The sequence below is a fragment of the Mycolicibacterium doricum genome, from assembly GCF_010728155.1.
Lineage (GTDB): Bacteria > Actinomycetota > Actinomycetes > Mycobacteriales > Mycobacteriaceae > Mycobacterium > Mycobacterium doricum.
Genome location: NZ_AP022605.1, coordinates 3626980 through 3650848, shown reverse-complemented (window position 1 = coordinate 3650848; position 23869 = coordinate 3626980). Strand labels below are relative to the sequence as shown.

The window sequence follows — 23869 nt, the reverse complement described above, 5'->3', positions numbered from 1 at the left end:
GGCGGCTGGTCAGCCGGGCAGGCCGAAGTGCTTGCGCATTGATTCGTCGCAGGTCAGCACGGTGGCATGGGCGTTGGTGGTGATGCGATCGATAATCGCGTCGGCGAGGATCTTCTCCTCCATGCGGTCGTGCCACTGGCCGGGCGGCAGCTGGGTGCAGTAGATCGTCGATGCCGTCTTATGCCGTCGATCGATCAAGGCGTGCAGCTGCTGAATCTGCTGGCGGCTCGGCGTGGTGAGGAACCAGTCATCGATGATCAACAACTCCACCTTGACCAGGGTGTCCAGGCAGCGTTTGCGCTCCCCGGTGCGTTCGGCGATGGTGAGCCGGTCGAACAGTTCACCGGCCGGCAAGTACAGCACACTGCGGTATTGCTGGCAGGCCTTGTTGCCCAGCGCGCAGGCTACATAGGTCTTCCCGGCGCCGGTCGGGCCCTGCAGGATGACGTCCTGACGGTTTTGCAGGTAGTTGCCGACGGCGAGGCGGGCGATCAGCTCGGCATCCACGTTGCGGCCGGGCATGGCTTTGATGTCAGCGATGTCGGCGGCGGGTTGGGCCAGTGCTGCGTGTCGGCGCAGTCGGTGCAGCTTGCTGTTGCGGCGGCGTTCGTATTCCCAGTCGACGGCCATCTTGACCATCTCCGGGCCGGTGGGCGGTTGCGCACCGGTGACGGCGGCGAGGTTCTCGAAGTACTCGGCCATGCCTGACAGGCGCATCGCCTTGAGCCTGTCCAAGGTCTGCACGTCGATCATGATTGGCCCCCGCCCTGGCCGTAGTAGTCGGCGCCGCGCACGAAGCCGGCGTCACCGAGGGACGCCACCGGTGGTGGATCGGCAGGTTCCCACGTGGCCCATAGCTTCTTGATCAGCGTGTAGGACGGTGCCGGTGTCGCGCCCAGCGCCCGGCCACAGGTGTCTTCGAGCCGAGCCGCACCGCCTTGGCGTTTGGCCAATGCCATCACCCCCAAACACGACCGGTAGGACTGCTCGACGATCGTGCGGGAGGCCAGGATCGCCTGGATCGACGCCATGGTGTTCGGGCCGATGGTTGCCGCCCACTGCTCGAAGCGGGCCGGGCTCCAGTCGGCCAGTCGGTGTCGATGCCCGGCAGGCATGTGCTCGGCCACGGTGGCATACCGGCCGCGAACACCTTTGAACCGGACATGGCAGGCCACGCGTTCGGTGCCGACGAAGACCTCCACGGTGCCTGAGGTCAGGCGCACATCCAGACTCTGCCCGATCAGCGTCGATGGCACTGAGTAGAAATTGCGGTCCACTTGAATGTGATAGTTCGGTCCTGCCTTGGCTTTTCGTAGATCCGCTAACTCGAACCGCACCGGCGGCAAGGGATGCAGCAGTGGCTGCTCGTCTCGTAGGAATACGATCTGCCTGGAGTCCTCCCGCTTCTGAAATGGCCGCGCATTGATCGCCTCGACCACATCGAAGAGGGCCTCGTTCAACTCGGCCAGGCCCACGAACCTGCGATCACGCAGCACCGCGGCGACCTGGTTGGCGACGAACCGCACGCTGCCTTCCACGACCGGCTTGTCGCGCGGCCGCTTGACCCTGGCCGGGATGATCGCGGTGCCGTAATGCTCGGCCAGCCCGGCATAAGCCGGGTTCAGCGCCGGTTCGTAGCGGTCGGCCCGCGATACGCCGGTGCGAAGGTTGTCCGGGACCAGCAGTCGGGCCGTGCCGCCAAAAGCCTCGAATGCGTGCACATGCGCATCGATCCACGACACCAGCGTCATATCGGTGAACGCCTCCACATACGTGAAAGCCGAAAACGACAGCGCGGCCACGAACAGCCACGCCTCGGTCGCCGCACCGGTCAGCGGGTCGGCGAAGCTCATCGCATCACCGGCCCAGTCGACCTCGATGGATTCGCCCGGGTGCGCACGATGCGCATCGATGCCCCCGTCGCGGCCACCCAGCGGCGGTACTGTTCGTTGAAGAACGAGTACCGATACGGCACTCCACCGCTGGCCCGGCACGCCGCGACGTACTCATTCCACAACAGCAACAGCGTCACCGACGGGCGCCCGAGTTCGCGGTGCACATGCTCGAAATCCGGCGCCACACGGTCTGAGTCCGGCCTGATCGGTGCGGGCAACAACCGGTGGCGGACCTCGTCAGCAGCGAGGTCCGCCACCTCCCCGAAGCCCACGCCGGCCGCAGTTGCGGCTGCGAACACCGACGCCACGGTGTTGCGCGAGCAGCCCAGCACATCGGCGATACCGCGCTGACTCACCCCTTCTGCACGTAGCCGCAGGATCTGTTTGTAGTCGACCATCGAAGGCGACCCCTTTCGTCACGTCCGCGTCCCAATGACGCGGACCGACGAACGGTCGCACCCACAACATCAGCGGCACCACGGCTCATCCGCCACCGGCATAGTGGCTCACCCCGCAACGGAACGATGGCTCACCCAACCCCGGAACAATGGCCCTAACCAGCCGTAATATCCAGCAGGCCGTCGGTGCCGACACGAACGTCGCGCAGCGGGTCGTGGACCGCCAAGTCCAAGGTGACCGATCTGGGACACACCCTGGCCGGGACGCGGCGAACCGACGTCCACACGCTCTAGGTGGCTGCGGTCGAGTCGTCACCCGTCGAGTGGTTTCCCTGGTGCACGGGCGATTCCCACGTGTACGGCTCCTCGGGGTGGCCGGACCCGCCGATGATGAAGGTGCGGTCACTCCGGTTGGCCCGCGCGATGGACACCATCCATGTTCCGACGGTACTGAAGCGGTTTCGTACGCCGGTGAGGAATGCGATGTGGATGAAACCCCACCCCAACCAGCCGAGGGCACCAGTGAGTTTGACCGGCCCGGCCTGCAACAGGGCGTGTCCGCGGCTGATGTACGCGGCCGACCCGAGGTCTCGGTACCGGAAGTCCTTGCGCCCGGCTCCGCCGATGTCACGCCGAATGCAGGCAGCGGCGTGCAGTCCGCCCTGCATGGCGTTCTCTGCCACCCCCGGCAGCCCGTCCCGTCCCGCCAGGTCGCCGATGACGAACACCTCGGGGTGTCCGGGCACCGACAGATCGGCGTTCACCGTGATGCGCCCAGATCGGTCGGTCTCGGCGCCGAGCTGGTCGGCGGCATGGCGCGCAAAGGGCACCGCCTCGACGCCGGCCGTCCACAGCACCGTGCGGGTCGCGTAATCCTGTTTTGGGCCACCCCCCTTAGGGCTCACAGTCACGCCGTCACGACGCACGTCGGTCACGTGGACGCCGAAATGCAGCTCGACACCCAACGCGTTCAGCGTCCGCGAAGCCCGTTCCGAGAGGCCCGGCGCGAAGCTTTTGAGCACGCGGTCCCCGCCGTCGAACAGCAGCACCCGCGCCTCCTGCGGTTCGATGCTGTGGAACTCGTTGGCCAGCGCACGGGTCGCCAATTCCCTGATCTGGCCGGCTAATTCGACGCCGGTCGGGCCGCCCCCGGCGACGGCGAACGTGAGCCACTGTTCCCGATCGGGGCCAGGCGGCAAGGTCTCGGCGATCTCGAACGCCGCGAAGATCCGGCGACGGATGCTGAGCGCGTCGTGGAGCGTCTTCATGCCCGGCGCCCATGCGGCGAATTCCTCTTTGCCGAAATAGGACTGCCGCATCCCCGCCGCGATAACCAGGTAGTCGTACTGCAGGTCGAAGGTCGACTCGTCGGGACGACGGGCGGTGACGCGCCGCGCATCGGCATCGAGTCGGACGGCCTCTCCGAGAAGAGTCGTGACGTTGTCATGGTGTGCCAGTTCTTCCCGCAACGACCGGCTGATCTGACCGATGCTCAACGTTCCTGTCGCGCACTGGTAGAGCAGCGGTTGGAACACATGGGACGCCGCGCGGTCGAGGAGCGTGACATCGACGTCGACCCGACCGAGGCGGCGGGCACAGAAGAGACCGCCGAACCCTCCGCCGATGATGAGTACTTTCGGGCGGCCGTTGAGCATGGACATTCGGTACCCGTTCTGCCCGGTGTTGACTCCGCCCCCAACGGCGAGAGATGTCGCGACGGCAGCGCCAAGCAAGCACGGTGAACGGCGGTGTAAGAGCAGTCCCCCCGGCAGCGCGCTGAACGTGACGGTGTCGAGCTACGTCGACCAACGCCCCTACGCCAGGATCCGCACCCCAGCAGGTTTCACCGAGACCGGACCCGCCTCGAGCCGGGCAACTATCGCGAGCGCACCGTGTAGCGGCGCTCCGCGTAGGCGAGGTCGTCGCGCCACAACTTCGTCGCCGCATGCCGCATGAACGGCGTGATCAGCGGCGCAACCTTCTGCCCGAACCCGAACCGGGGGCGATCGGAATGCGCGACGACGGCTTCGATCACCGCCGTCCGCGGCCGTCCGTCCGGTCCCGGCCCGATGGGCGTGGCGTGGGTTTCGACGACGCTGCCCGCCCCCTCGCCGTCGACGATCCGCATGACGATCGTGCGTGGTTCGGGTGCGACGAACTCGGCGACCACCGGCACCCCCAGCCTGCCGATGCGGAACGTGACCGCCACGAGAAACCGGTCCTCCCGCTCGGACACCACCCCGGCCGGGGGTGCGCTGAGCACCTCCAGACGGGCGAACGAGTACGGGTGGAACCAGGCGCCGTGCCACGGGTCGAGTCGGTTGGCGATCACGTCGTCGGGCTCGCAGACGCCGACCAGGCGTGTCACGGCGTGCAGGGTGGGGCCGTCCGGACGCACCGGGATGATCGGGCGCTCTGTCGGCTCTTCGCCACCGACACGGTCGAGACGTGCCCAGGACAGCACGCCGTCGTCGAAGGACGGCAACGGTTTCCACCCGAACCCGCGGCGTTCCCCGGACAACCGCAGGCCGTGCCACGGGCAGATCAGGGCGCCGCAGTCGACGGTTCCGGTGGACAGGTCGGCACCTAGATGCGGACAGCTCGCCGGCCCGACGTGGAGTTCGCCGCCGGTGCCCCGCCAGGCGACGAGTTCCACGCCGCCCACCGTGGCGCCCACCGGTTTGCGCCGGATGGTGTCGCTGGCCGCGAACGGGAACCAGTTGCCGCTCGGGCGGGACTTGGCCCGGGCCAGCGCATCGTTGATCAGGGCCGGCTGCGCGTCCTGGTAGGTGGGCTGCTGCTCGGCCCAGTCGAGGTGCGGAAGAACCCGGAACGGCGACGATTTCACCCACTTGGCCTTGATGTCGGCGAGCACGTTCATGACTGCAGTTGCCTTCCTCGCCCGGCGAGTCGCCGCAGCGTCGCGGATCGGCCGGTGGTCGGCACCGTCGTCAGGGCGTGCCCCGCGACGCCGAAATGTGCGAGCAGACGGTTGGCGGCCGCCCACCCCGTTGTGGCGGCACGCTCCATCAACGCCACCGGCAGGTCGATGCGGATTCCGTCACCGGCCAACGCCAGACCGTCGACCGGGGTCTCCACGGTGGGCCGGACGGCGAAGTCACCGGGGGCGAACCGCGGACAGTCACCGCGCAGCAGGAGGCGCTCACCGACGATCCCGGCCTGCGCCGTCTCGGGGAAGATTGCGTGCATCCGGGCCATCAGCTGCCGCGGCAGCTCATCGGAGGTGTCGGTCACCGCGTAGGAGTGCAGTTCGACGACCGATCCACCGGTGCGCCGAGCCCACTCGGCGGCCTGGCGTTCGTAGCGTTCGAGCACGCTGACGTTGTCCAGCGGTCTCAGGCCGCCGGTGCCCAGGAACGCGGGCCGGTCGGGCGCGACCGGGCGGTCCAGCCAGAGGCGGTGCACCAGGAACGGCGGGGCGGTCCCGAGCCCGTCGACCGCCGCGCGCCAGCCCTCGTCGCCCAAAGACTTCGACCGGCCTACGATCCCACGCAGACCGCCGACATCGGTGGCCAGCACCACTCCGTCGGCGGACAACGACCGTCCCGAATCGCACTGCACAGTGAACCCCGGCTCCACCGCCGTCACCGACGCACCGGTGTGGAACTGGACACCGCGGCCCTCGAGATAGCGCCGCAACGGCTCCCACAGCGCCACGTCGAAGTTGTCGTTCGCGACGTCGAACACCAGCCCTTCGCTGGAACCGAGGAAGTAGATGTGGAACATCGTCGCCAACTCCGCCGCCGACAGGTCCGGCGGCTGGGCGAAGAAGCTGCGGGAGAAGACTTCGAACGCCAGGTGCCGCGCGGCCTCGGGGAAGTTGATGTGGCGCAGGAAACTGTCGGCGTCGACGTGGTCCAGCCGGTCGTAGATGTCGGGCACCGACACCGTCGCCAAAGGTGCCGCCGCCCGCGCGTTGAGCCGAGCCAGGTCACGCAACCGGAACGTGGGACTGCGCAGCGCGAAGGCCACGGCGTTGAACGGTGGTGTCTGCGGCAGGCCGCGGAAGGTGTCGCGTCGGCCCTGGCCGTCGATGAGCGGGTAGTCCTCGACCGGGACCAGCATCGACAGTTGCGGGTCGACGCGGCGCAGAAGTTCGCGCAGGTTGTAGTACTGGCGGAAGAACGCGTGGAAGCCCCGGTTCATCGCCGCCGCACCGAGACCGTCCACATCGTCGGTCCATCCGCCGACCCGGCCGCCCAGGTACGGCTCCCGCTCGACGACGTCCACCTCGACGCCGCGTTCGGCCAGTCCGGTGGCGGCGGTCAACCCGGCGATACCACCACCGACCACGACCGCGCGCGGACGGGTGCCCAGCGCGGCGGCGTCGGGAACGCCTTCAGGCGCCGGATGCACGACGCGGCGGGGATCCTTCATCGCGCTCCTCTGCTCTTCGCGCAAGCGCTCATCGGGCTCCTCTGCTCTTCGGGGCCCTCGCGGTGAACGTGTGCACGATGTCGCGCTGCCAACCCGGCATCGTCTCGCTACGGACATCAGTGAAGCCGTTGCGCTGCAACCTGGCCCGGAATACGGAAGCGCCGTCGAAGTCGAGGACGCTGCGCCGCAGATAGGTGTACAGCGATGCGTCGCCCGTGCGCAGGCGGCCGGCCGGGATGATGATCGCCCAGCACACCGCATTCCACACCGCAGTCGCCACGGCCGAGTCGCGAACGGAGTATTCGTGCACGGCCAGCGGGGCGCCGGGGCGGAGCATGCCGCGGAACGTGCGCAGCTGGGTGTCCGGCTCGGCGAGGTTGCGCAGTAGATAGGCGGCGAAGATGCCGTCGAATGGGCCGGTCACACCGGCCTCGGCGATGTCCTCGATGCGGCTGTGGAGGAAGCGCACCGAGCCGGGCCACGGCTTCGACCGCGCCTCGGCGAGCATCCCTGCCGAGGCGTCGACGGCGACGATCTCGGCGTGCGGGGCCGCGGCGAGCAGCGCGGCGGTCGACGCGCCGGTGCCGCACCCCGCGTCGAGCAGCCGCATACCGCGCCCCCCGCCGGGAAGCCCCATCCGCTGTGCAGACAGCCGAAGGTGGGCGTGATAGCCGGGATTGGCGCCGACGAGCTTGTCGTAGGTGGCCGCGCCGACGTCGAACGCGGCGGGCACCTGGGCGTGGGGGAGCGCGTCACTCATCGCGGCCTCGGGTGGCGCCCACGCTCGCGCCGCCTCTCGTGCGCTGACGCTCCCAGAGCAGTAGCACGCCCGTCACGAGCGCGAACCCGAACAGGAAGTCCTCGACCGGGATGTCCCAGGGAAACCGGATACCACTGGTGTGCTGCTCGTCGTAGACGACGATGGGGGCGCTGAGCTTCGTCAGCCAGCCGTCGACCGGGATCTGGAAGGCGAGCACGATGACCATCGAGATCCAGTACGAAGCCCGCCGGAACAACCCCGTGCGCAGAATCCACAGCTCCCACGCGATCACCAGGAACACCGCGACGATCGCCGGCAGGGTGTAGCCGAGACCGATCATGACGACTGCGCCGATCGGTCGCGAAGCCGTCGTTTGAGGTAGGTGAGGATGGTGTCGACGGCGTTGTAGGTGAGAAGTCCACACAGCGGGATCACGATGAAGAACAGCAATTCCTCGATCGGCACCCCCGGGAACCCGATACCGGTGACGTACTTCGCGTTATAGCCCCAGATGTCGGCGAAGATCGCGATCAGATCCCAGACGACGAACACCGCCGTCACCGGCAGGATGGCCGCCGCAGCCCGGCGGGGCTGCCGGTACACGCCCGCCCCGAAGACCTCCAGCGGCAGGGTGATCAGCAGGCAGGCCCCCAGGACCATCAGGTATTGGAAGCGATCCATGCCTAGACCTTCGCAGGGTGCGCGACGCGGGCGCCCCAGGCTCGCAGCAGCCCGATGCCCGCCGCCTGGAGCCGGCGTCCGTTCCCCACGGTGGCGCGTTGGTTGAAGATGTCGAAATCCATGGCCTCGATGCGGTCCAGTATCTCCGAATAGAGCACCGCGGCGGTACCGACACACGCCCGGGAGCGGGGATGCAGCAGGTCGACCCCGTGCCGCGCGTACTCGTACACGCGCCGAGTCACGGCGTGCTGCTCGGCCAGTGCGTTGCGCACCCGGATGTCGGTGCGCTTGGTCGTGTGACACCACATCAGCAGATCGCGGTCGACGCCGTGCGCGGCCAGTTCGTCGGCGGGCAGGTACACCCGCCTCCGGTCGAGGTCTTCGTCGACATCGCGGAGGAAGTTGGTCAGCTGGAAGGCCTTGCCGAGCGCCGCTGCGTAGGGCGCGGCCTCCTCGCGCGGGACCACGGTGCCGAGGACCGGCAGCATCTGCAGCCCGATCACCTCTGCGGAGCCGTACATGTAGCGGTCGATCGACGCGCGGTCCGGATAGTCGGTGATCGTCAGATCCATCCGCATCGACGCCAGGAAGTCGTCGAACAACTCCCACGGGAGCCCGTAGCGGCGAGCGGTGTGCACCACGGCCGCCAGCGCCGGGTCACCGCCGGTGGCGTTGCCCTGGACGAGGCCGTCGAACAGTTGAGTGGCCAGCCGATGCAGCCGGTCGGCGCGCTCGGCGGTGCTGGCGGAGGAGCCCAGATCGTCGAGTATGTCGTCGGCGCGGCGGGCGAACCCGTACAGCGCGTGCACCGCCGGACGCTGTTCGGGCGCCAGCAGCCGGGTCGCCAGATAGAAGGTCCGGCCGTGTTCGGCGTTGAGCACCCGGCAGCAGCGGTAGGCGTTGCGCAGCGCCGGGTCGCGTACCCCGGCGGCGTCGAGTTCCGATCCGATCATGACAGCTCGCTCCTCGCTGTGGTCGGGGCTGCCGTGGGGGTGGACCGCGTGACGGTCCCGGTGATTCGGTCTGCGGCCAACCGGCCGGACAGCAACGCTGTCGGCACCCCGACTCCGGGGACCGTGGATGACCCGGCCAGCACCACGTTGTCCGCACCGCGGACGGTGTTGGCGGGGCGGAACGGTCCCGTCTGGCCGAATGTGTGCGCCAGCGCGAATGGGGTTCCCGCCGCCATGTCCTGGCGGGCCCAGCCGTCGGGGTCCACGACGTGCAGCAACTCAAGATCGTCGCCGACCGCGGGCATCCGCCTGCGCACCGTGGCCAGCATGCCCTCGACGTAGGCGTCGCTCGCGCGTGACCAGTCGACCTGTCCCACAGCGTTGTTCGGTGCGGGGGCCAGTATGTACAAGAGGTCCCGACCCGGCGGTGCGAGGCTCGGGTCACCGGCGGTGGGCCGGGTGACCAGCAGCGACGGGTCGCTCATCACGCGGCCTTCCTCGATGATGTCCCGGAACGTCTGCTCCCAGGCGCCGCCGAACAGGATGTTGTGGTGCGCCACACCCGCGTCGACGGCCCCGCATCCCACGTGGGCGACCACCGCCGACGGCGCTGGACGCAACGGCAGCAGGCGCCGCGGGGTGCGGCCGAGCAGGCGGTAGGTCGTCGGCAACTCCGTGGTCAGGACGACGGCGTCGGTGGGGATGCGGTCACCCGCATCGGTGCGGACTGCCGTGACTCGTCCGTCGGCGCTGCGTTCGAGCACTGAAACGGTTGACCCGTAACGGAATTCGACTCCAGCATCGGTGGCGGACGCCGCCATCGCGTCCGGCACGGCCCGCATACCGCCGCGGGGAAAGTACACCCCGGCAACGGTGTCCATGTAGGCGATCACCGCGTAGGCGGCCAGCGCCTTGTGCGGCGGCACCCCGGCGTAGAGGGCCTGGAAGGTGAAGATGCGGCGCAGTCGCTCATCGGTGATGTACTTGCGCACCATGCGATCCCACCGCCGGAACCCACCCATCGCGGCAAGCCGGGCCAGCTGTGGCGTCAGGAGTGAGAGCGGTGAATCGAAGTTGGAGGCGATGAACCCGTTGAACTCGGCCTGGTATAGCCGGGTTAGCCAGGTCCGCAGCCGCAGATAACCCTCGGCGGCGTCGGAGCCGGCGAAGCGTTCGATCTCGCCGGCCATCGTCGTGGGGTCGGTGTGCACGTGCAGACTGCTGCCATCGGCGAAGGACGCGCGGTAGGCGGGGTCGACACGGTCGAGCTCGAGGCGCCCGGTCATCGAATCGCCCACGGCGGCGAAGGCATCCTCGATGATGTCGGGCATGGTCAGCACGGTGGGTCCGGTGTCGAGCCGGTAACCGTTGATGTCCAGCCGGCCCATTCGGCCGCCCGCGAAAGTCTCGCGCTCGAGCACCGTGACGGTGCGGCCGCGCCCGGCCAGCTGCAGTGCAGCCGACAGGCCGGACAGTCCGGCGCCGACCACAACCACGCGATCTGTTCGCCCCCCGACGGTGCGCATCAGTTCATTCTCCTACCTGTGTTCGGATCACGCTGCTCGTTGAGTGCAAACCGCCGCCATGTTGACCAGGGCGGTTCGCACGGTGTCGTCGAGTGGGCTGGTGTGGATGCGCTCCAGCGCTTGGGACAGGCGCCGGTCGATCAACTGCTCGATCCACTGCACTGCGGCGGTGGCGGCGCTCAGGTTCCGCCAGCGGGCGATGTCACCGGCGTGCAGATGGGATCGCGACATCAGCTCGGTGAGCTGAGTGCGCACCGCCGGTTCGGCCAGTCGGTGCGCCACGACGACCACGCTGGTCGCCTTGTGTTCCGAGAGGTCGCCGCCGGCGGGTTTGCCGGTCACCGTCGGGGTGCCGAAGATGCCGAGCAGGTCGTCGCGCAGCTGAAACGCCTCGCCGACCGCCGCGCCGTAGCAGCCGAGCAACCGCAGCGTCGGCTCGGGACAACCCGCCAGCGCACCGCCGATCTCCAGGGGGCGGCGCACCGTGTAGTTCCCCGATGTGCGGCGTGCGACGTCGAGCACGTCCTCCAGTGTCGGCCGTCCGCCCGCATCATTGACCAAATCGGCGAACTGGCCCACGGCGAGTTTCGCGCACATCGCGTCGTAGCGCGGCCAGGCCCGCCCCAGCGCTGACCCGCCAACACCGCTCTCGCGCATCATCTGTCCCGCCCACACCAGGCAGAGGTCACCGAGCACACCGCCGCCGAGGCGCCGAACCGCTCCGCGGACCCCTTGAGCCCGTTGTCCCGGTGCCACTCGGCGAACCGCGCATGGGCCGCCGGACGGCCCCGGCGCAGCGATCGGCCACGAACTCCGTCACCGCGTCGATCACCGCGCGGCGCCCGTCCTCGCGCCAGGTGCCGGATGAGTCCGCGGTGAGCCGGTCGGAACCGGACGCAGCGCTGCGGCGAGCAGCCGATCGTCGACACCACCCACCCGAAGCCTTCCTCGTCACCCTGCTGCGATCACCACACTAGGGTTCGGGGTGTCCGTACCCCTGATCGTGGAAACCAGTCTGGATCCGATGTCACGATTGCGTCATCACTTCACTCGTCCGTGGGAGGCCGCAGTGCAGGCTGACCAGGCCCTTCGTCGCAACGTGGTGTTCAGTGGGCCGGTCAGCCCGGAGCTGACCCTCATGCCATTGCGGCGCGGCCGCGGCGACCCCTGCTTCCACGTCGCCGCAGACGGTTCGATGTGGCGGACGAGCCTGCCGCCGACCGGTCCGGTGACCGCCCGGATCACCCGGTCCGCGGCGGATGCCGTCGACGTCGATGCGTGGGGTCCCGGGGCGGCCGAGTTCCTCGACGGCGCGCCCGCTCTGCTCGGCGCCTTCGATGACGACGCGGGGTTCGCCCCGCAGGAGCCCACGATCGCCCTGGCGCACCGGCGGGTGCGCGATCTGAGGTTGGGCAGTACCAGCCGGGTGCTCGAAGCGCTGATCCCCGCGGTGCTCGAGCAGCGGGTGACCGGCATGGACGCGTTCCGCGCCTGGCGGCTGCTGGTCACGAAGTTCGGCACACCCGCACCCGGCCCCGCACCGGCGCACCTGCGGGTACCGCCCGGTGCGCAGGTGTGGCGGCGCATCCCGTCGTGGGAGTTCCACCGTGCCAACGTCGACCCGCGCCGGGCGCGCACGGTGGTGTTGTGCGCCCAACGGGCCGAATCACTCGAGCGGCTGTCCGCCCAGCCGACGGAGCAAGCGCGTGCGGCGATGATGTCGCTTCCCGGGGTCGGGGAGTGGACCGCCGCGGAGACCGCGCAGCGGGCGTGGGGCGACCCCGACGCACTTTCGGTCGGCGACTATCACCTCGCGAAGACGGTCGGGTGGAGCCTGCTCGGCCATCCGATCGACGACCCGGAGATGCTCGAGTTGCTCGAGCCGATGCGCCCGCACCGTCACCGCGCGGTGCGGCTGCTGCTGGCCGGCGGGATGGCGCGAAACCCGCGCTTCGGCGCTCGCCTGGCGATCCCGAGACTTGCCGAACTGTGACGTGGACCGGCGCGCTGATTACGCTGCGACGGCTAGGGGTAGTCGGGGCCCGAGGACTTGATCACCACGCGCACGAAGGAGATGTTCCATGGCGTACACCGTTCCCGGGATGACCGACAAAGAAGGCGCGCAGGTCGCCGAGCTCCTGCAGAAGCAGCTCAGCCGGTACAACGATCTGCACCTGACGCTCAAGCACATTCACTGGAACGTCGTCGGCCCCAACTTCATCGGTGTCCACGAGATGATCGATCCGCAGGTCGAGCTGGTACGCGGCTACGCCGACGAGGTGGCCGAGCGCATCGCGACCTTGGGCGGCTCTCCGAAGGGCACGCCCGGGGCGATCGTCAACGACCGCACGTGGGACGACTACTCACTGGAGCGCGACACCGTCCAGGCGCATCTGGCCGCACTCGATCTGGTTTACGACGGGATCATCGAGGACACCCGCAAGAACATCGAGGAGACCGAGGATCCCGACCCGGTCACCAACGACATGTTGATCGGGCATGCCGCCGAGCTGGAGAAGTTCCAGTGGTTCGTACGTGCCCACCTGGAGAACGCCGGCGGGGAGCTCAAGCACGATGGCAAATCCACCGAGAAGGGTGCGGCCGAGGCTGCCAAGGGCTAGCCTGCCGCACCGGGTTAAGGCACCGGGTTAACAAGGCCCAGGTCCGCGACCCGGGCCTTGTTCGTGTCGGATCAGCCGCCGTTGGTCACAGGGTTCTTCGACAGTGCGATGAAGCCGCCGTTGATCCACACGCCCCAGCGACCACCCCAGGCAGAAGTCCACACGACGGGTTGTCCGTGCCAGAACTCGGCCGGCTTGCGCGGTGCCCACGCGGGCACCGGCTCACCCTGAGCCGGCGGCGGCGGGGGAGGAGGTTGCGCGATGGAGGTTGCTGCGCCCAGGCCGAGGGCGGCCGCGCTGAGCGTGGCGGCAACCGCGACGGCAGACAAAGTCGTTTTCATGGTCATCAGAGGTTTCCTCAACGCCGTTGGTTGTGGCCCCAATTCCACACTGAGGGGTCGGACGGCGGGTAGTTCATGCAGACGTCGGTGGCGTGGGCGACGACACCCTTGTTGTTGAAGAAGAGCTTGGCCCAGTTACCCCAGCGCGTGGCCATCTGCTCGTAGAAGACGTTGGTGGCGGTGTTCTCCGAGTACTGCCGGCGGGCGGGGTAATCCAGGGAGAAGAACCAGTAGATCCGGTTACGGGCGCCCTGCTGGACGTCGAACGGCCGGTTGTTGTAGTCGATCATGTACCGCTCGTAGTAGACCGGCGAGGTGTCGCGCGCCGCGGCCATGTACTGGTCGACCGTGCAGGTGGTCCGCATGATCCGGTTCGGGATCGGATAGTCGTCGGTGGCGTCGGCAGAGGCGACCGCCGGGGCCGCCAGCACGCCCATCGCCATGGCGGCGCTGACCGCCCCCGTCCACAGCACGTTCAGACGGCTGGCCATGCCACTCCCTCGCTTGTGGGTCGATTGCGCACGGACGCTCATGCGGGCTTCTCCGCAGCCATCTGAAGCAGCGCCTGGTGGACCGGGCAATACGCAGGGTACGCCAGGCCCAGGAACTTCCACGCCTGTTCGGTGGTGCTGCCCTTGGGTAGCTGGCGCCCGACGAACGTCGCCGACGCGAAGGCGTCGCGGTCGACACCGCGATCGATCCGTTCACAGGCGATCTTGGCGATCCAGGCGTTGTAGTCCTTCTGCCCGTAGACGCCGATGGTCTGAAGTGAATTCGAGAAATCGGTGTCGACGTCGGCGTGCGCGACGGCCGGCGTGGCGAGCGTCAGGCCGGCGAATGCAACCGCCAGGACCGCTCTCTTCATGGCGAGCTTCATGGCGAGGATGTTAGCCTGCCTAATTCTGCTTGTCACGGCCACCCGCTGTTGCCGTCGGCGGCGGGGTGCGCGCTACCGCATCTCTGGATCGGGCCCGGTGGCGGTGCGATGGCCGCCGGTGCCCTCGAAGGACTCGATGCCGGACCGGTCCAAGGGGTGTTGAGCGGGTGTGACATCGCGCTCAGCATGCGTGAGGCCCGCTTGGCTCACATCCGCCGGGGTATCGGCGTGGCATGGTCGAGATCGATTGCGTGCCAGAACTATCAGCCGGCAACCAGCCGGAATGACGTGTCGCGGCGCCCGCTCAGGCCCCGCGCCAGCGTTGTCTAAGAATCTGACTAGGCTTTCTGCAAACGCCCTACGCTCAACAAGGCCAGCAAAACGCTATAGAAATAGGTGTCCAGCAAACTATTCGAACGGAATGGCGATCGCTGGGCAGGATGTGGTTTCAGACGCCTCCCGGCGGGATGCCCACCAAAACAACTGTGTCACAGGCGATTCGATGCCGTCGACGGATGTCGCACGGCACGTCGGCAACGCGGCGGGCGAGGTCGGTTAGGTCTGACTAAGTTGGCATGTCAGCCAGGGTTTGAATTATCGTTTTCTTCACTTGTGGCGAGTGGAAAATGGCCGCTGTTCAATGCTGCACAGAGGACCGCCTCCGCCTCGTCGGCTCACGCCGTCGCAGACGGCAGCCAGCTGAAGCTTCGCCGAGGTTCGAGAGTAAGGGTCAGGTGGGATCCAGTGGGACCAGTGCCCAGCGGGCTGTACAACCCCGCGTACGAGCACGACTCGTGTGGCGTGGCGATGGTGGCCGACATGCACGGGCGCCGCAGCCGCGACATCGTCGACAAGGCCATCACGGCCCTGCTCAACCTCGAGCACCGCGGTGCCCAGGGCGCCGAACCGAACACCGGCGACGGGGCGGGCATCCTGCTGCAGGTTCCCGACGACTTCTTCCGTGCGGTCGTGGACTTCGACCTGCCCGACCCGGGCAGCTACGCCACCGGTATCGCGTTCCTGCCGCAGTCGTCCAAGGACGCCGCGACCGCCTGTGAGCAGGTGGAGAAGATCGCCGAGGCCGAGGGGCTGACGGTGCTCGGCTGGCGCGATGTGCCGACCGACGATTCGTCGCTCGGCGCACTGGCCCGCGACGCGATGCCGACGTTCCGCCAGGTCTTCCTGGGCCTGGGCGAGCGGAGCGACGGAAAGATGCTGGGCGAGCGGAGCGACGGGAAGATACTGGGCGCGCAAGACATGGAGCTCGAGCGCCGCGCCTACGTGGTGCGTAAGCGCGCAAAGCACGAGCTGGGCACCAAGGGTCCGGGCCAGGACGGTCCGGGCCGGGAGACGGTTTACTTCCCGAGCCTGTCTGGTCAGACATTCGTCTACAAGGGCATGCTGACCACCCCGCAGCTGCGGGCGTTTTACCTCGACCTGCAGGACGAGCGGCTGACCAGCGCGCTGGGCATCGTGCACTCCCGCTTCTCGACCAACACCTTCCCGTCGTGGCCGCTGGCGCATCCCTTCCGTCGGGTCGCGCACAACGGTGAGATCAACACCGTCACCGGTAACGAGAACTGGATGAGGGCACGCGAGGCGCTGATCAAGACCGACGTGTTCGGCACCCGGGCGGGCCTCGACAAGATCATCCCCGTCTGTACGCCGGGCGCCTCGGACACCGCCCGCTTCGACGAGGTTCTCGAACTGCTGCACCTCGGTGGCCGCAGCCTGCCGCACGCCGTGCTGATGATGATCCCCGAGGCGTGGGAGCACCAGGAGTCGATGGACGCGGCACGCCGGGACTTCTACCGCTACCACGCCTCGCTCATGGAACCGTGGGACGGCCCGGCGGCGGTGTGCTTCACCGACGGCACCGTGATCGGCGCCGTGCTCGACCGCAACGGCCTGCGTCCGTCGCGAATCTGGGTCACCGCGGACGGCCTCGTCGTGATGGCGTCGGAGGCAGGCGTGCTCGACCTCGACCCGTCGACCGTCGTGCAGAAGATGCGCCTGCAGCCCGGCCGGATGTTCCTGGTCGACACCGCGCAGGGCCGCATCGTCTCCGACGAGGAAATCAAGGCCGAACTGGCCGCCGAACAGCCGTACGGCGAGTGGCTCGAGGCCGGTCTGTTCCAGCTCGAGGAGCTGCCGCCGGGTGACTACGTCCGGATGCCGCACCACCGGGTGGTGCTGCGCCAGCAGGCGTTCGGCTACACCTACGAAGAGCTCAACCTGCTCGTCGCGCCGATGGCACGCACCGGCGCCGAGCCGATCGGATCGATGGGCACCGACACGCCGGTCGCCGTGCTCTCGCAGCGGCCGCGCATGCTGTTCGACTACTTCCAGCAGCTCTTCGCCCAGGTGACCAACCCGCCGCTGGACGCCATCCGCGAGGAGGTGGTGACCAGCCTGCAGGGCGTCATCGGCCCGGAGGGTGATCTGCTCAACCCCAATGCCGAATCGTGCCGCCAGATCGTGCTGCCGCAGCCGATCCTGCGCAACGCCGAGCTGTCGAAACTGATCTGCGTCGACCCGGACCACGAGATCCGTGGACACAAGCACGGGATGCGCGCTGCGGTGATCCGCTGTCTGTACCCGGTGAACCGGGGTGGGCAGGGTCTGCGCGAGGCGCTCGACAACGTCCGGGCCAAGGTGTCGGCGGCGATCCGCGACGGGGCGCGCATCATCGTGCTCTCCGACCGCGAATCCGACGACCAGATGGCGCCGATCCCATCGCTGCTGAGCGTGTCGGCGGTGCATCACCACCTGGTCCGGGAGCGCACCCGCACCCAGGTAGGGCTCGTCGTCGAGGCCGGCGACGCCCGCGAGGTGCACCACATGGCGGCGCTGTGCGGTTTCGGCGCAGCGGCCATCAACCCCTACATGGCGTTCGAGTCGATCGAGGACATGGTCGACCGCGGCGTCATCACCGGCATCAGCAGCGACCAGGCCAAGGCCAACTACGTCAAGGCCGCGGGCAAGGGCGTGCTCAAGGTGATGTCCAAGATGGGCATCTCGACACTCGCTTCCTACACCGGCGCGCAGCTGTTCCAGGCGATCGGCATCGACCAGAAGGTGCTCGACGAGTACTTCACCGGATTGAGCTGCCCGGTCGGCGGCATCGACCTCGACGACATCGCCGACGAGGTCGCCGCCCGGCACGCGCTGGCCTACCTCGACCGACCCGACGAGCGGGCGCACCGCGAACTCGAGGTCGGCGGCGAGTACCAGTGGCGGCGCGAAGGGGAGTACCACCTCTTCAACCCCGACACGGTGTTCAAACTGCAGCACTCGACCCGCACCGGGCAGTACTCGATCTTCAAGGAGTACACCAAGCTCATCGACGACCAGTCCGAGCGGATGGCCTCGCTGCGCGGCCTGCTGAAGTTCAAAGACGATGTGCGTCGGCCCATTCCGATCGACGAGGTGGAACCGGCCAGCGAGATCGTCAAACGCTTTTCCACCGGTGCGATGAGCTACGGGTCGATCTCCGCCGAGGCACACGAGACGCTCGCGATCGCGATGAACCGCCTGGGCGGCCGGTCGAACTCGGGGGAGGGCGGCGAGGCCGTGTCCCGCTTCGACCGCGACGAGAACGGCGACTGGCGGCGCAGTGCGATCAAGCAGGTGGCGTCGGGGCGCTTCGGTGTCACCAGCCACTACCTGAGCAACTGCACCGACATTCAGATCAAGATGGCCCAGGGCGCCAAACCCGGTGAGGGCGGTCAACTACCGGGACACAAGGTGTATCCCTGGGTCGCCGAGGTCCGGCACTCCACACCGGGTGTCGGCCTGATCTCGCCGCCGCCGCACCACGATATCTACTCGATCGAGGACCTCGCACAGCTGATCCACGACCTCAAGAACGCCAACCCGCAGGCCCGCGTGCACGTGAAGCTGGTGAGTGAGAACGGCGTTGGAACGGTCGCGGCCGGCGTCTCCAAGGCACACGCGGACGTGGTGCTTATCTCCGGCCACGACGGCGGCACCGGTGCGACTCCGCTGACGTCGATGAAGCACGCCGGCGCGCCCTGGGAGCTGGGCCTGGCCGAGACGCAGCAGACGCTGCTGCTCAACGGACTCCGCGACCGCATCGTGGTGCAGGTCGACGGTCAGCTCAAGACCGGCCGCGACGTGGTCGTCGCCGCGTTGCTCGGCGCCGAGGAGTTCGGCTTCGCGACCGCGCCGCTGGTGGTCTCCGGCTGCATCATGATGCGGGTGTGCCACCTCGACACCTGCCCCGTCGGCGTGGCCACCCAGAACCCGGTGCTACGGGAGCGGTTCAACGGCAAACCCGAGTTCGTCGAGAACTTCTTCATGTTCATCGCCGAGGAGGTGCGCGAGACCATGGCGCAGTTGGGGTTCCGCACGGTCAACGAGATGGTCGGTCAGGTCGGCGTGTTGGACACGACCGAGGCGGCCGAGCACTGGAAGGCCCACAAGCTCGACCTGTCGCCGGTGCTGCACGAGCCGGAGTCGGCGTTCATGAACCAGGATCTGTACTGCAGTTCGCGTCAGGATCACGGCCTCGACAAGGCGCTCGACCAGCAATTGATCGTGATGTGCCGGGAGGCGCTGGATTCCGGAACACCGGTCAAGTTCGCGACCACCATCGCCAATGTCAACCGCACGGTCGGCACCATGCTCGGCCACGAGGTGACCAAGGCCTACGGCGGGCAGGGCCTTCCGGATGGCACCATCGACATCACGTTCGACGGTTCGGCGGGCAACAGCTTCGGCGCGTTCGTCCCCAAGGGCATCACGCTGCGGGTCTACGGCGATGCCAACGACTACGTGGGCAAGGGGCTTTCGGGCGGCCGGGTGGTGGTGCGCCCGGCCGACAACGCCCCCGCCGACTACGTCGCGGAGGACAACATCATCGCCGGCAACGTCGTGCTGTTCGGGGCGACGAGCGGTGAGATGTTCCTGCGCGGGCAGGTCGGGGAACGCTTCGCAGTCCGCAACTCCGGCGCCGTCGCCGTCGTCGAGGGTGTGGGCGACCACGGCTGCGAGTACATGACCGGCGGCAAGGTTGTCATCCTGGGGCCCACCGGGCGAAACTTCGCGGCCGGCATGTCCGGCGGGACGGCCTACGTCTACGACCCCGCCGGTGTGCTGCCGGACAACCTCAACGCCGAGATGGTGGAGCCCGAAGACATCGGGGTGGAGGACGCCGACGATGTGGCGTGGCTGCACGGGATGCTGCAGGCCCACGTCGACGCCACAGATTCCGCGGTAGCGCAACGGGTTCTGAACAACTGGGAAGAAGAGTTGAAGCATTTCGTCAAGGTCATGCCGCGCGACTTCAAGCGCGTGCTGGCCGCAATCGCCGAGGCGGACCGCACCGGCGCGGACAAGAACGAGGCGATCATGGCGGCCGCAAGTGGCTGATCCGCGGGGTTTTCTCAAGCACACCCATCGTGAACTCCCGCCGCGCCGGCCGGTGCCGCTGCGTCTGCGCGACTGGAATGAGGTCTACGAGGACTTCTCCCACGAGAGACTGCAGATCCAGGCCGCCCGCTGCATGGACTGCGGGATCCCGTTTTGCCACAACGGTTGTCCACTCGGGAACTTGATTCCCGAGTGGAACGACCTGGTCTTCAAGGACCGGTGGCACGACGCGATCGAGCGCCTGCACGCGACCAACAACTTCCCGGAGTTCACCGGGCGGCTGTGTCCGGCGCCGTGTGAGGCGTCGTGCGTGCTCGGCATCAACCAGGACGCGGTCACCATCAAGCAGGTCGAAGTCGAGATCATCGACAACGCCTTTGACCAGGGCTGGGTGGTTCCGTTGCCGCCCGACCGGCTGACCGGCAAGAAGGTCGCCGTCGTCGGTTCTGGCCCGGCCGGCCTGGCCGCCGCCCAGCAGCTGACGCGCGCCGGTCACACCGTGACTGTGTTCGAGCGCGCCGACCGCATCGGCGGGCTGCTGCGCTACGGCATCCCCGAGTTCAAGATGGAGAAGCGACACATCGACCGCCGGCTGGAACAGATGGAGGCCGAAGGCACCCAGTTCCGCACCGGCGTCGACGTCGGCGTGGACATCAGCGACGCGCAGCTACGTTCGGAGTTCGACGCGGTGGTGCTGGCCGGTGGCGCAACGGCGTGGCGCGACCTGCCGGTCCCCGGCCGCGAGCTGGACGGCATCCACCAGGCGATGGAGTTCCTGCCGTGGGCCAACCGGGTCCAGCTGGGCGATCCGGTGACCGACGAGGACGGTCAGCCGCCGCTCACCGCGAAAGGCAAGAAGGTCGTCATCATCGGTGGCGGCGACACCGGCGCCGACTGCCTTGGCACCTCACACCGGCAGGGTGCGGTGAGCGTGCACCAGTTCGAGATCATGCCGCGACCGCCGGAGACGCGGGCCGACAGCACGCCGTGGCCCACCTATCCGCTGATGTTCCGTGTGACGTCGGCACACGAAGAGGGCGGCGAGCGGGTGTACTCGGTCAACACCGAGGAGTTCTGCGGTGATGGGAACGGCCACGTCAAGTCGCTGAAGGTGCACGAGGTCGAGATGAAGGCCGGCGGGTTCGAGAAGGTCGAGGGCTCGGACTTCGAGTTGGAGGCTGACCTGGTGCTGCTCGCCATGGGGTTCGTCGGGCCCGAGAAGCAGGGCCTGTTGACCGATCTCAAGGTGGAGCTGACCGACCGCGGCAACGTGGCGCGCGACGACGACTTCGCGACGTCGGTGCCCGGTGTGTTCGTGGCCGGCGACATGGGCCGCGGGCAGTCGCTGATCGTGTGGGCGATCGCCGAGGGGAGGGCCGCCGCCGCGGGAGTCGACCGGTACCTGATGGGCAAGAGCGCGCTGCCGGCCCCGATCAAGCCGACGGCCGTCCCCCAGCGCTAGCCCGAACCGCACCGAGTCATGGCAGTCACGCCGGGAACTCGTCGCGACCATGTCGGCGCGCCTCATGACGTTTGCCGGGCAGGCGAACTCTAATGACTTGATGTGGGTTTTGCGATAAGGTGGCCCACGGTCAGCAAGTGAGTTGTCGCAGGAGTGATCACCGTGTACATCAACCCGATCTCCCGGTCGCGGGTGGGTCGAATCGCCTGGTCATTGTTCCGTCATCCCGTCAGGAGCCGTGAATTCCCCGCCAAGCAGGAACGGCTCATCACCGCCGACGAACTGGTCCGCTACGGCGTCTAGCTAAGCGGTGGCCTCGCCATCAGGCGGTCAACCCGTGTCGCCCGGGATTTTGCCGGATCCTTATGCATTCGTGACCGTCAGCCCGGAGTCCCTGATCGCCTCGGCGAGGGGTTCGAGCACCGCTGTGTCGTGGGGCGGCGGCAGGTACACGATCGCCAGATCAAGGCCCTCGGCGCCGAGGGCGGCCGCCTCGTCGATCACCTTCGCGTAGTCCCGGTCCTGGCCAAGGCGGACGTGCGCCGAGATCATCAGCTCCTTCGGATCCCGTCCGATGTCGGCGCAGTGCGAGGCCAGCACGTCCCGCTTGCGGGCGAACTCCTCCGGCGGCCCGCCGACGAAGTTCCAATGCTGCGCCCAGCGTGCGGTGATCCGCAGCGTCCGCCTCTCGCCGCTTCCCCCGATGCAGATCGGGGGATGCGGCTGCTGTGGGCCCTTCGGCTCGTTACGCGCGTCTTTCAGCTGGTAGTACTTGCCGTCGAAGCTCGTCGTCTTCTGGGAGAGCAGGCCGGTCAGCACCTCGCACGCCTCCTCGAAGCGGTCGAACCGTTCCTTGACCGATCCGAGCTCGATTCCGTAGGCGCCGGACTCCTCCTCGTTCCAGCCCGCGCCGATACCGAGTTCGAGCCGGCCGTTCGAGATGATGTCCAGCGCCGACGCCATATTGGCCAGGACCGCGGGGTGGCGGTAGTGGATGCCGGTGACGAGCACACCGACGCGCAATCGCTTGGTGGCCTGCGCCAGCGCGGTCAGCGTTACCCAACCCTCCAGGCATGGGCCGGTCGAATCGGAGAAGATTGGATAGAAGTGGTCGAACGTCCAGCCCGACTCGTAGACGTCGATGTCGTCGGCGGCCTGCCAGATCGGCAGCATCTGGGCCCAGCTGGTGTTCTGCGGTGAGGTCTTGAAGGCGAATCGCACGTCCACCTACGGTAGTCCGGATTCCTTATGGTCGTGCGATGAGTTTCCCTGCCCGGGGAAGCCCGTATGCGCACGACCGACCTCCGCCCAGCCTGCCGGTGCACCCGGCGATAACGACTCGCGCAGCGCGTATCCGCTACCACTGAGGGCACACTGGGGACATGGACCCCGTGACGGCGCTGCGCCAGATCGCGTACTACAAGGACCGCGCCGGCGAAGACTCCCGGCGGGTGATGGCCTACCGCAACGCCGCTGACATCCTGCAGCGGCTCACCGAGGCAGAGCGCGACCGCCACGGCACCGCCAACTCGTGGCAGACGCTGCCGGGTATCGGTCCCAAGACCGCGAAGGTGATCGCGCAGGCCTGGGCAGGCGGAGAACCCGATGTGCTCGTCGAATTACGGGAGAAGGCAGTTGATCTGGGCGGCGGTGAGATCCGGGCAGCGCTCAAGGGCGATCTGCACGTCCACTCGAACTGGTCGGACGGTTCGGCGCCCATCGAGGAGATGATGTCGGCCGCCCGCGATCTAGGGCACGAGTATTGCGCGTTGACCGACCACTCGCCGCGCCTGACCATCGCCAACGGACTGTCCCCGGACCGGCTGCGCAAACAGCTCGACGTCATCGACGAGCTGCGCGAAGTCGTTGCGCCACTTAGTATCCTGACCGGCATCGAGGTCGACATCCTCGAGGACGGCTCGCTGGACCAGGAAGAGGAACTGCTCGAACGCCTCGACGTGGTGGTAGCCAGCGTGCACTCGAAGCTCTCCATGGACGCCCCGGCGATGACGCGGCGCATGCTCAAGGCGGTGGCCAACCCGCACACCGACGTTCTCGGCCACTGCACCGGACGGCTGGTCACCGGCAACCGCGGTATCCGGCCGGAGTCCAAGTTCGACGCCGAGAAGGTCTTCAGCGCGTGCCGCGACAACGGCACTGCCGTCGAGATCAACTCCCGCCCGGAGCGCAGGGATCCACCCACCCGGCTGCTGAGTCTGGCACTCGACATCGGTTGTGTGTTCTCGATCGACACGGATTCGCATGCGCCCGGTCAGCTGGACTTCCTCGGCTACGGCGCACAGCGGGCGCTGGATGCCGGGGTGCCCGTCGAGCGGATTGTCAACACCTGGCCGGCCGAGGATCTGTTGGCCTGGACGGGTTCCTGAGCCTCGCGCAAAGACCCGCGGAGTTCAGTTCGAACGGCTCTGGGGAAGTCGCCGGGGAATGACGAGGGGATCGTGCACTGCGCCGTGGGTTCACTGCCGATCGAGGGGACCCCATGGCGCGGGGTCGCGGAGCCAAAGAGACATCAACAGCGTCGTCAAAGACGCCGAGGACAAAG

The 23869-nt window shown here is 67.8% G+C and carries 21 protein-coding genes and 1 pseudogene; 6 read left to right on the top strand and 16 right to left on the bottom strand.

Going from position 1 to position 23869, the window contains the following annotated elements; all coding sequences use genetic code 11:
• Positions 1-9: 9 nt before the first annotated feature.
• From G6N07_RS17875 to G6N07_RS17820, 12 genes and pseudogenes are all read right to left on the bottom strand, one after another.
• On the bottom strand, positions 10-753 hold the full coding sequence (locus G6N07_RS17875; protein WP_220096643.1) for an ATP-binding protein: 744 nt from the start codon (positions 751-753) through the stop codon (positions 10-12).
• A complete protein-coding gene (gene istA, locus G6N07_RS17870) occupies positions 750-1853 on the bottom strand; it encodes an IS21 family transposase (protein WP_170301067.1) in 1104 nt (367 codons plus the stop codon). Before istA ends, G6N07_RS17875 begins: the two co-directional genes overlap by 4 nt.
• The gene (locus G6N07_RS17865) at positions 1850-2293 is read right to left on the bottom strand and encodes a helix-turn-helix domain-containing protein (RefSeq protein WP_163784248.1); all 444 of its coding nucleotides are present in this window, start codon (positions 2291-2293) and stop codon (positions 1850-1852) included. The genes istA and G6N07_RS17865 overlap by 4 nt, the downstream gene beginning before the upstream one ends.
• A gap of 290 nt (positions 2294-2583) precedes the next feature.
• Complete coding sequence (locus G6N07_RS17860; protein ID WP_085188767.1) at positions 2584-3948, bottom strand: NAD(P)/FAD-dependent oxidoreductase; 1365 nt, start codon at positions 3946-3948, stop codon at positions 2584-2586.
• Positions 3949-4169: 221 nt separating this feature from the next.
• The gene (locus G6N07_RS17855; RefSeq protein ID WP_085188663.1) at positions 4170-5174 is read right to left on the bottom strand and encodes a Rieske (2Fe-2S) protein; all 1005 of its coding nucleotides are present in this window, start codon (positions 5172-5174) and stop codon (positions 4170-4172) included.
• Positions 5171-6691, bottom strand: coding sequence for a hydroxysqualene dehydroxylase (locus G6N07_RS17850; protein WP_085188665.1), 1521 nt, complete (start codon positions 6689-6691; stop codon positions 5171-5173). The genes G6N07_RS17855 and G6N07_RS17850 overlap by 4 nt, the downstream gene beginning before the upstream one ends.
• Positions 6692-6719: 28 nt before the next feature.
• Positions 6720-7451, bottom strand: a complete 732-nt coding sequence (locus G6N07_RS17845) for a class I SAM-dependent methyltransferase (RefSeq protein WP_085188667.1) — start codon at positions 7449-7451, stop codon at positions 6720-6722.
• Entirely contained in the window at positions 7444-7791 is a 348-nt protein-coding gene (locus G6N07_RS17840) for a lycopene cyclase domain-containing protein (protein ID WP_085188669.1), read from the bottom strand. The genes G6N07_RS17845 and G6N07_RS17840 overlap by 8 nt, the downstream gene beginning before the upstream one ends.
• Complete coding sequence (locus G6N07_RS17835) at positions 7788-8132, bottom strand: lycopene cyclase domain-containing protein (RefSeq protein ID WP_085188671.1); 345 nt, start codon at positions 8130-8132, stop codon at positions 7788-7790. Before G6N07_RS17835 ends, G6N07_RS17840 begins: the two co-directional genes overlap by 4 nt.
• 2 nt (positions 8133-8134) lie before the next feature.
• The gene (locus G6N07_RS17830) at positions 8135-9085 is read right to left on the bottom strand and encodes a phytoene/squalene synthase family protein (RefSeq protein WP_085188673.1); all 951 of its coding nucleotides are present in this window, start codon (positions 9083-9085) and stop codon (positions 8135-8137) included.
• On the bottom strand, positions 9082-10611 hold the full coding sequence (gene crtI, locus G6N07_RS17825) for a phytoene desaturase family protein (RefSeq protein WP_085188675.1): 1530 nt from the start codon (positions 10609-10611) through the stop codon (positions 9082-9084). The genes G6N07_RS17830 and crtI overlap by 4 nt, the downstream gene beginning before the upstream one ends.
• A 27-nt stretch (positions 10612-10638) precedes the next feature.
• A pseudogene (locus G6N07_RS17820) lies at positions 10639-11429 on the bottom strand (polyprenyl synthetase family protein); the annotation flags it as partial.
• Between the two features lie 251 nt (positions 11430-11680).
• Here G6N07_RS17820 and G6N07_RS17815 point away from each other — a divergent pair.
• Together G6N07_RS17815 and dps are read left to right on the top strand one after the other, a co-directional pair.
• Positions 11681-12604 (top strand): DNA-3-methyladenine glycosylase family protein, encoded by a 924-nt coding sequence (locus tag G6N07_RS17815; RefSeq protein ID WP_085188770.1) that lies wholly within the window; start codon positions 11681-11683, stop codon positions 12602-12604.
• Positions 12605-12692: 88 nt separating this feature from the next.
• Positions 12693-13232, top strand: a complete 540-nt coding sequence (gene dps, locus G6N07_RS17810; RefSeq protein ID WP_085188677.1) for a DNA starvation/stationary phase protection protein Dps — start codon at positions 12693-12695, stop codon at positions 13230-13232.
• 71 nt (positions 13233-13303) lie between these two features.
• On the opposite strand, the gene G6N07_RS17805 is transcribed toward dps, so the two are convergent.
• From G6N07_RS17805 to G6N07_RS17795, 3 genes are read right to left on the bottom strand one after another with little or no spacing between them, the layout of a single operon-like run.
• A complete protein-coding gene (locus G6N07_RS17805; RefSeq protein WP_372507564.1) occupies positions 13304-13579 on the bottom strand; it encodes a hypothetical protein in 276 nt (91 codons plus the stop codon).
• An 11-nt stretch (positions 13580-13590) separates the two neighbouring features.
• Positions 13591-14064 (bottom strand): DUF5078 domain-containing protein, encoded by a 474-nt coding sequence (locus G6N07_RS17800; RefSeq protein WP_085188679.1) that lies wholly within the window; start codon positions 14062-14064, stop codon positions 13591-13593.
• Between the two features lie 38 nt (positions 14065-14102).
• A complete protein-coding gene (locus G6N07_RS17795) occupies positions 14103-14450 on the bottom strand; it encodes a DUF732 domain-containing protein (RefSeq protein ID WP_372507565.1) in 348 nt (115 codons plus the stop codon).
• A 744-nt stretch (positions 14451-15194) separates the two neighbouring features.
• Here G6N07_RS17795 and gltB point away from each other — a divergent pair.
• From gltB to G6N07_RS17780, 3 genes are all read left to right on the top strand, one after another.
• Entirely contained in the window at positions 15195-19844 is a 4650-nt protein-coding gene (gltB, locus tag G6N07_RS17790; protein ID WP_085188681.1) for a glutamate synthase large subunit, read from the top strand.
• The gene (locus G6N07_RS17785) at positions 19837-21306 is read left to right on the top strand and encodes a glutamate synthase subunit beta (protein ID WP_085188683.1); all 1470 of its coding nucleotides are present in this window, start codon (positions 19837-19839) and stop codon (positions 21304-21306) included. The genes gltB and G6N07_RS17785 overlap by 8 nt, the downstream gene beginning before the upstream one ends.
• 153 nt (positions 21307-21459) lie before the next feature.
• Positions 21460-21609 carry a hypothetical protein gene (locus tag G6N07_RS17780; protein ID WP_163784017.1) on the top strand — a complete coding sequence of 50 codons (150 nt, stop codon included), beginning with the start codon at positions 21460-21462 and terminating at the stop codon, positions 21607-21609.
• A gap of 60 nt (positions 21610-21669) precedes the next feature.
• Here the strand turns inward: G6N07_RS17780 and G6N07_RS17775 are convergent, their stop codons facing one another.
• Positions 21670-22527 carry an LLM class F420-dependent oxidoreductase gene (locus G6N07_RS17775; RefSeq protein ID WP_085188776.1) on the bottom strand — a complete coding sequence of 286 codons (858 nt, stop codon included), beginning with the start codon at positions 22525-22527 and terminating at the stop codon, positions 21670-21672.
• 161 nt (positions 22528-22688) lie between these two features.
• Here G6N07_RS17775 and G6N07_RS17770 point away from each other — a divergent pair, with 161 nt between their 5' ends.
• The gene (locus tag G6N07_RS17770) at positions 22689-23693 is read left to right on the top strand and encodes a PHP domain-containing protein (protein ID WP_085188685.1); all 1005 of its coding nucleotides are present in this window, start codon (positions 22689-22691) and stop codon (positions 23691-23693) included.
• Positions 23694-23869 lie beyond the last annotated feature (176 nt).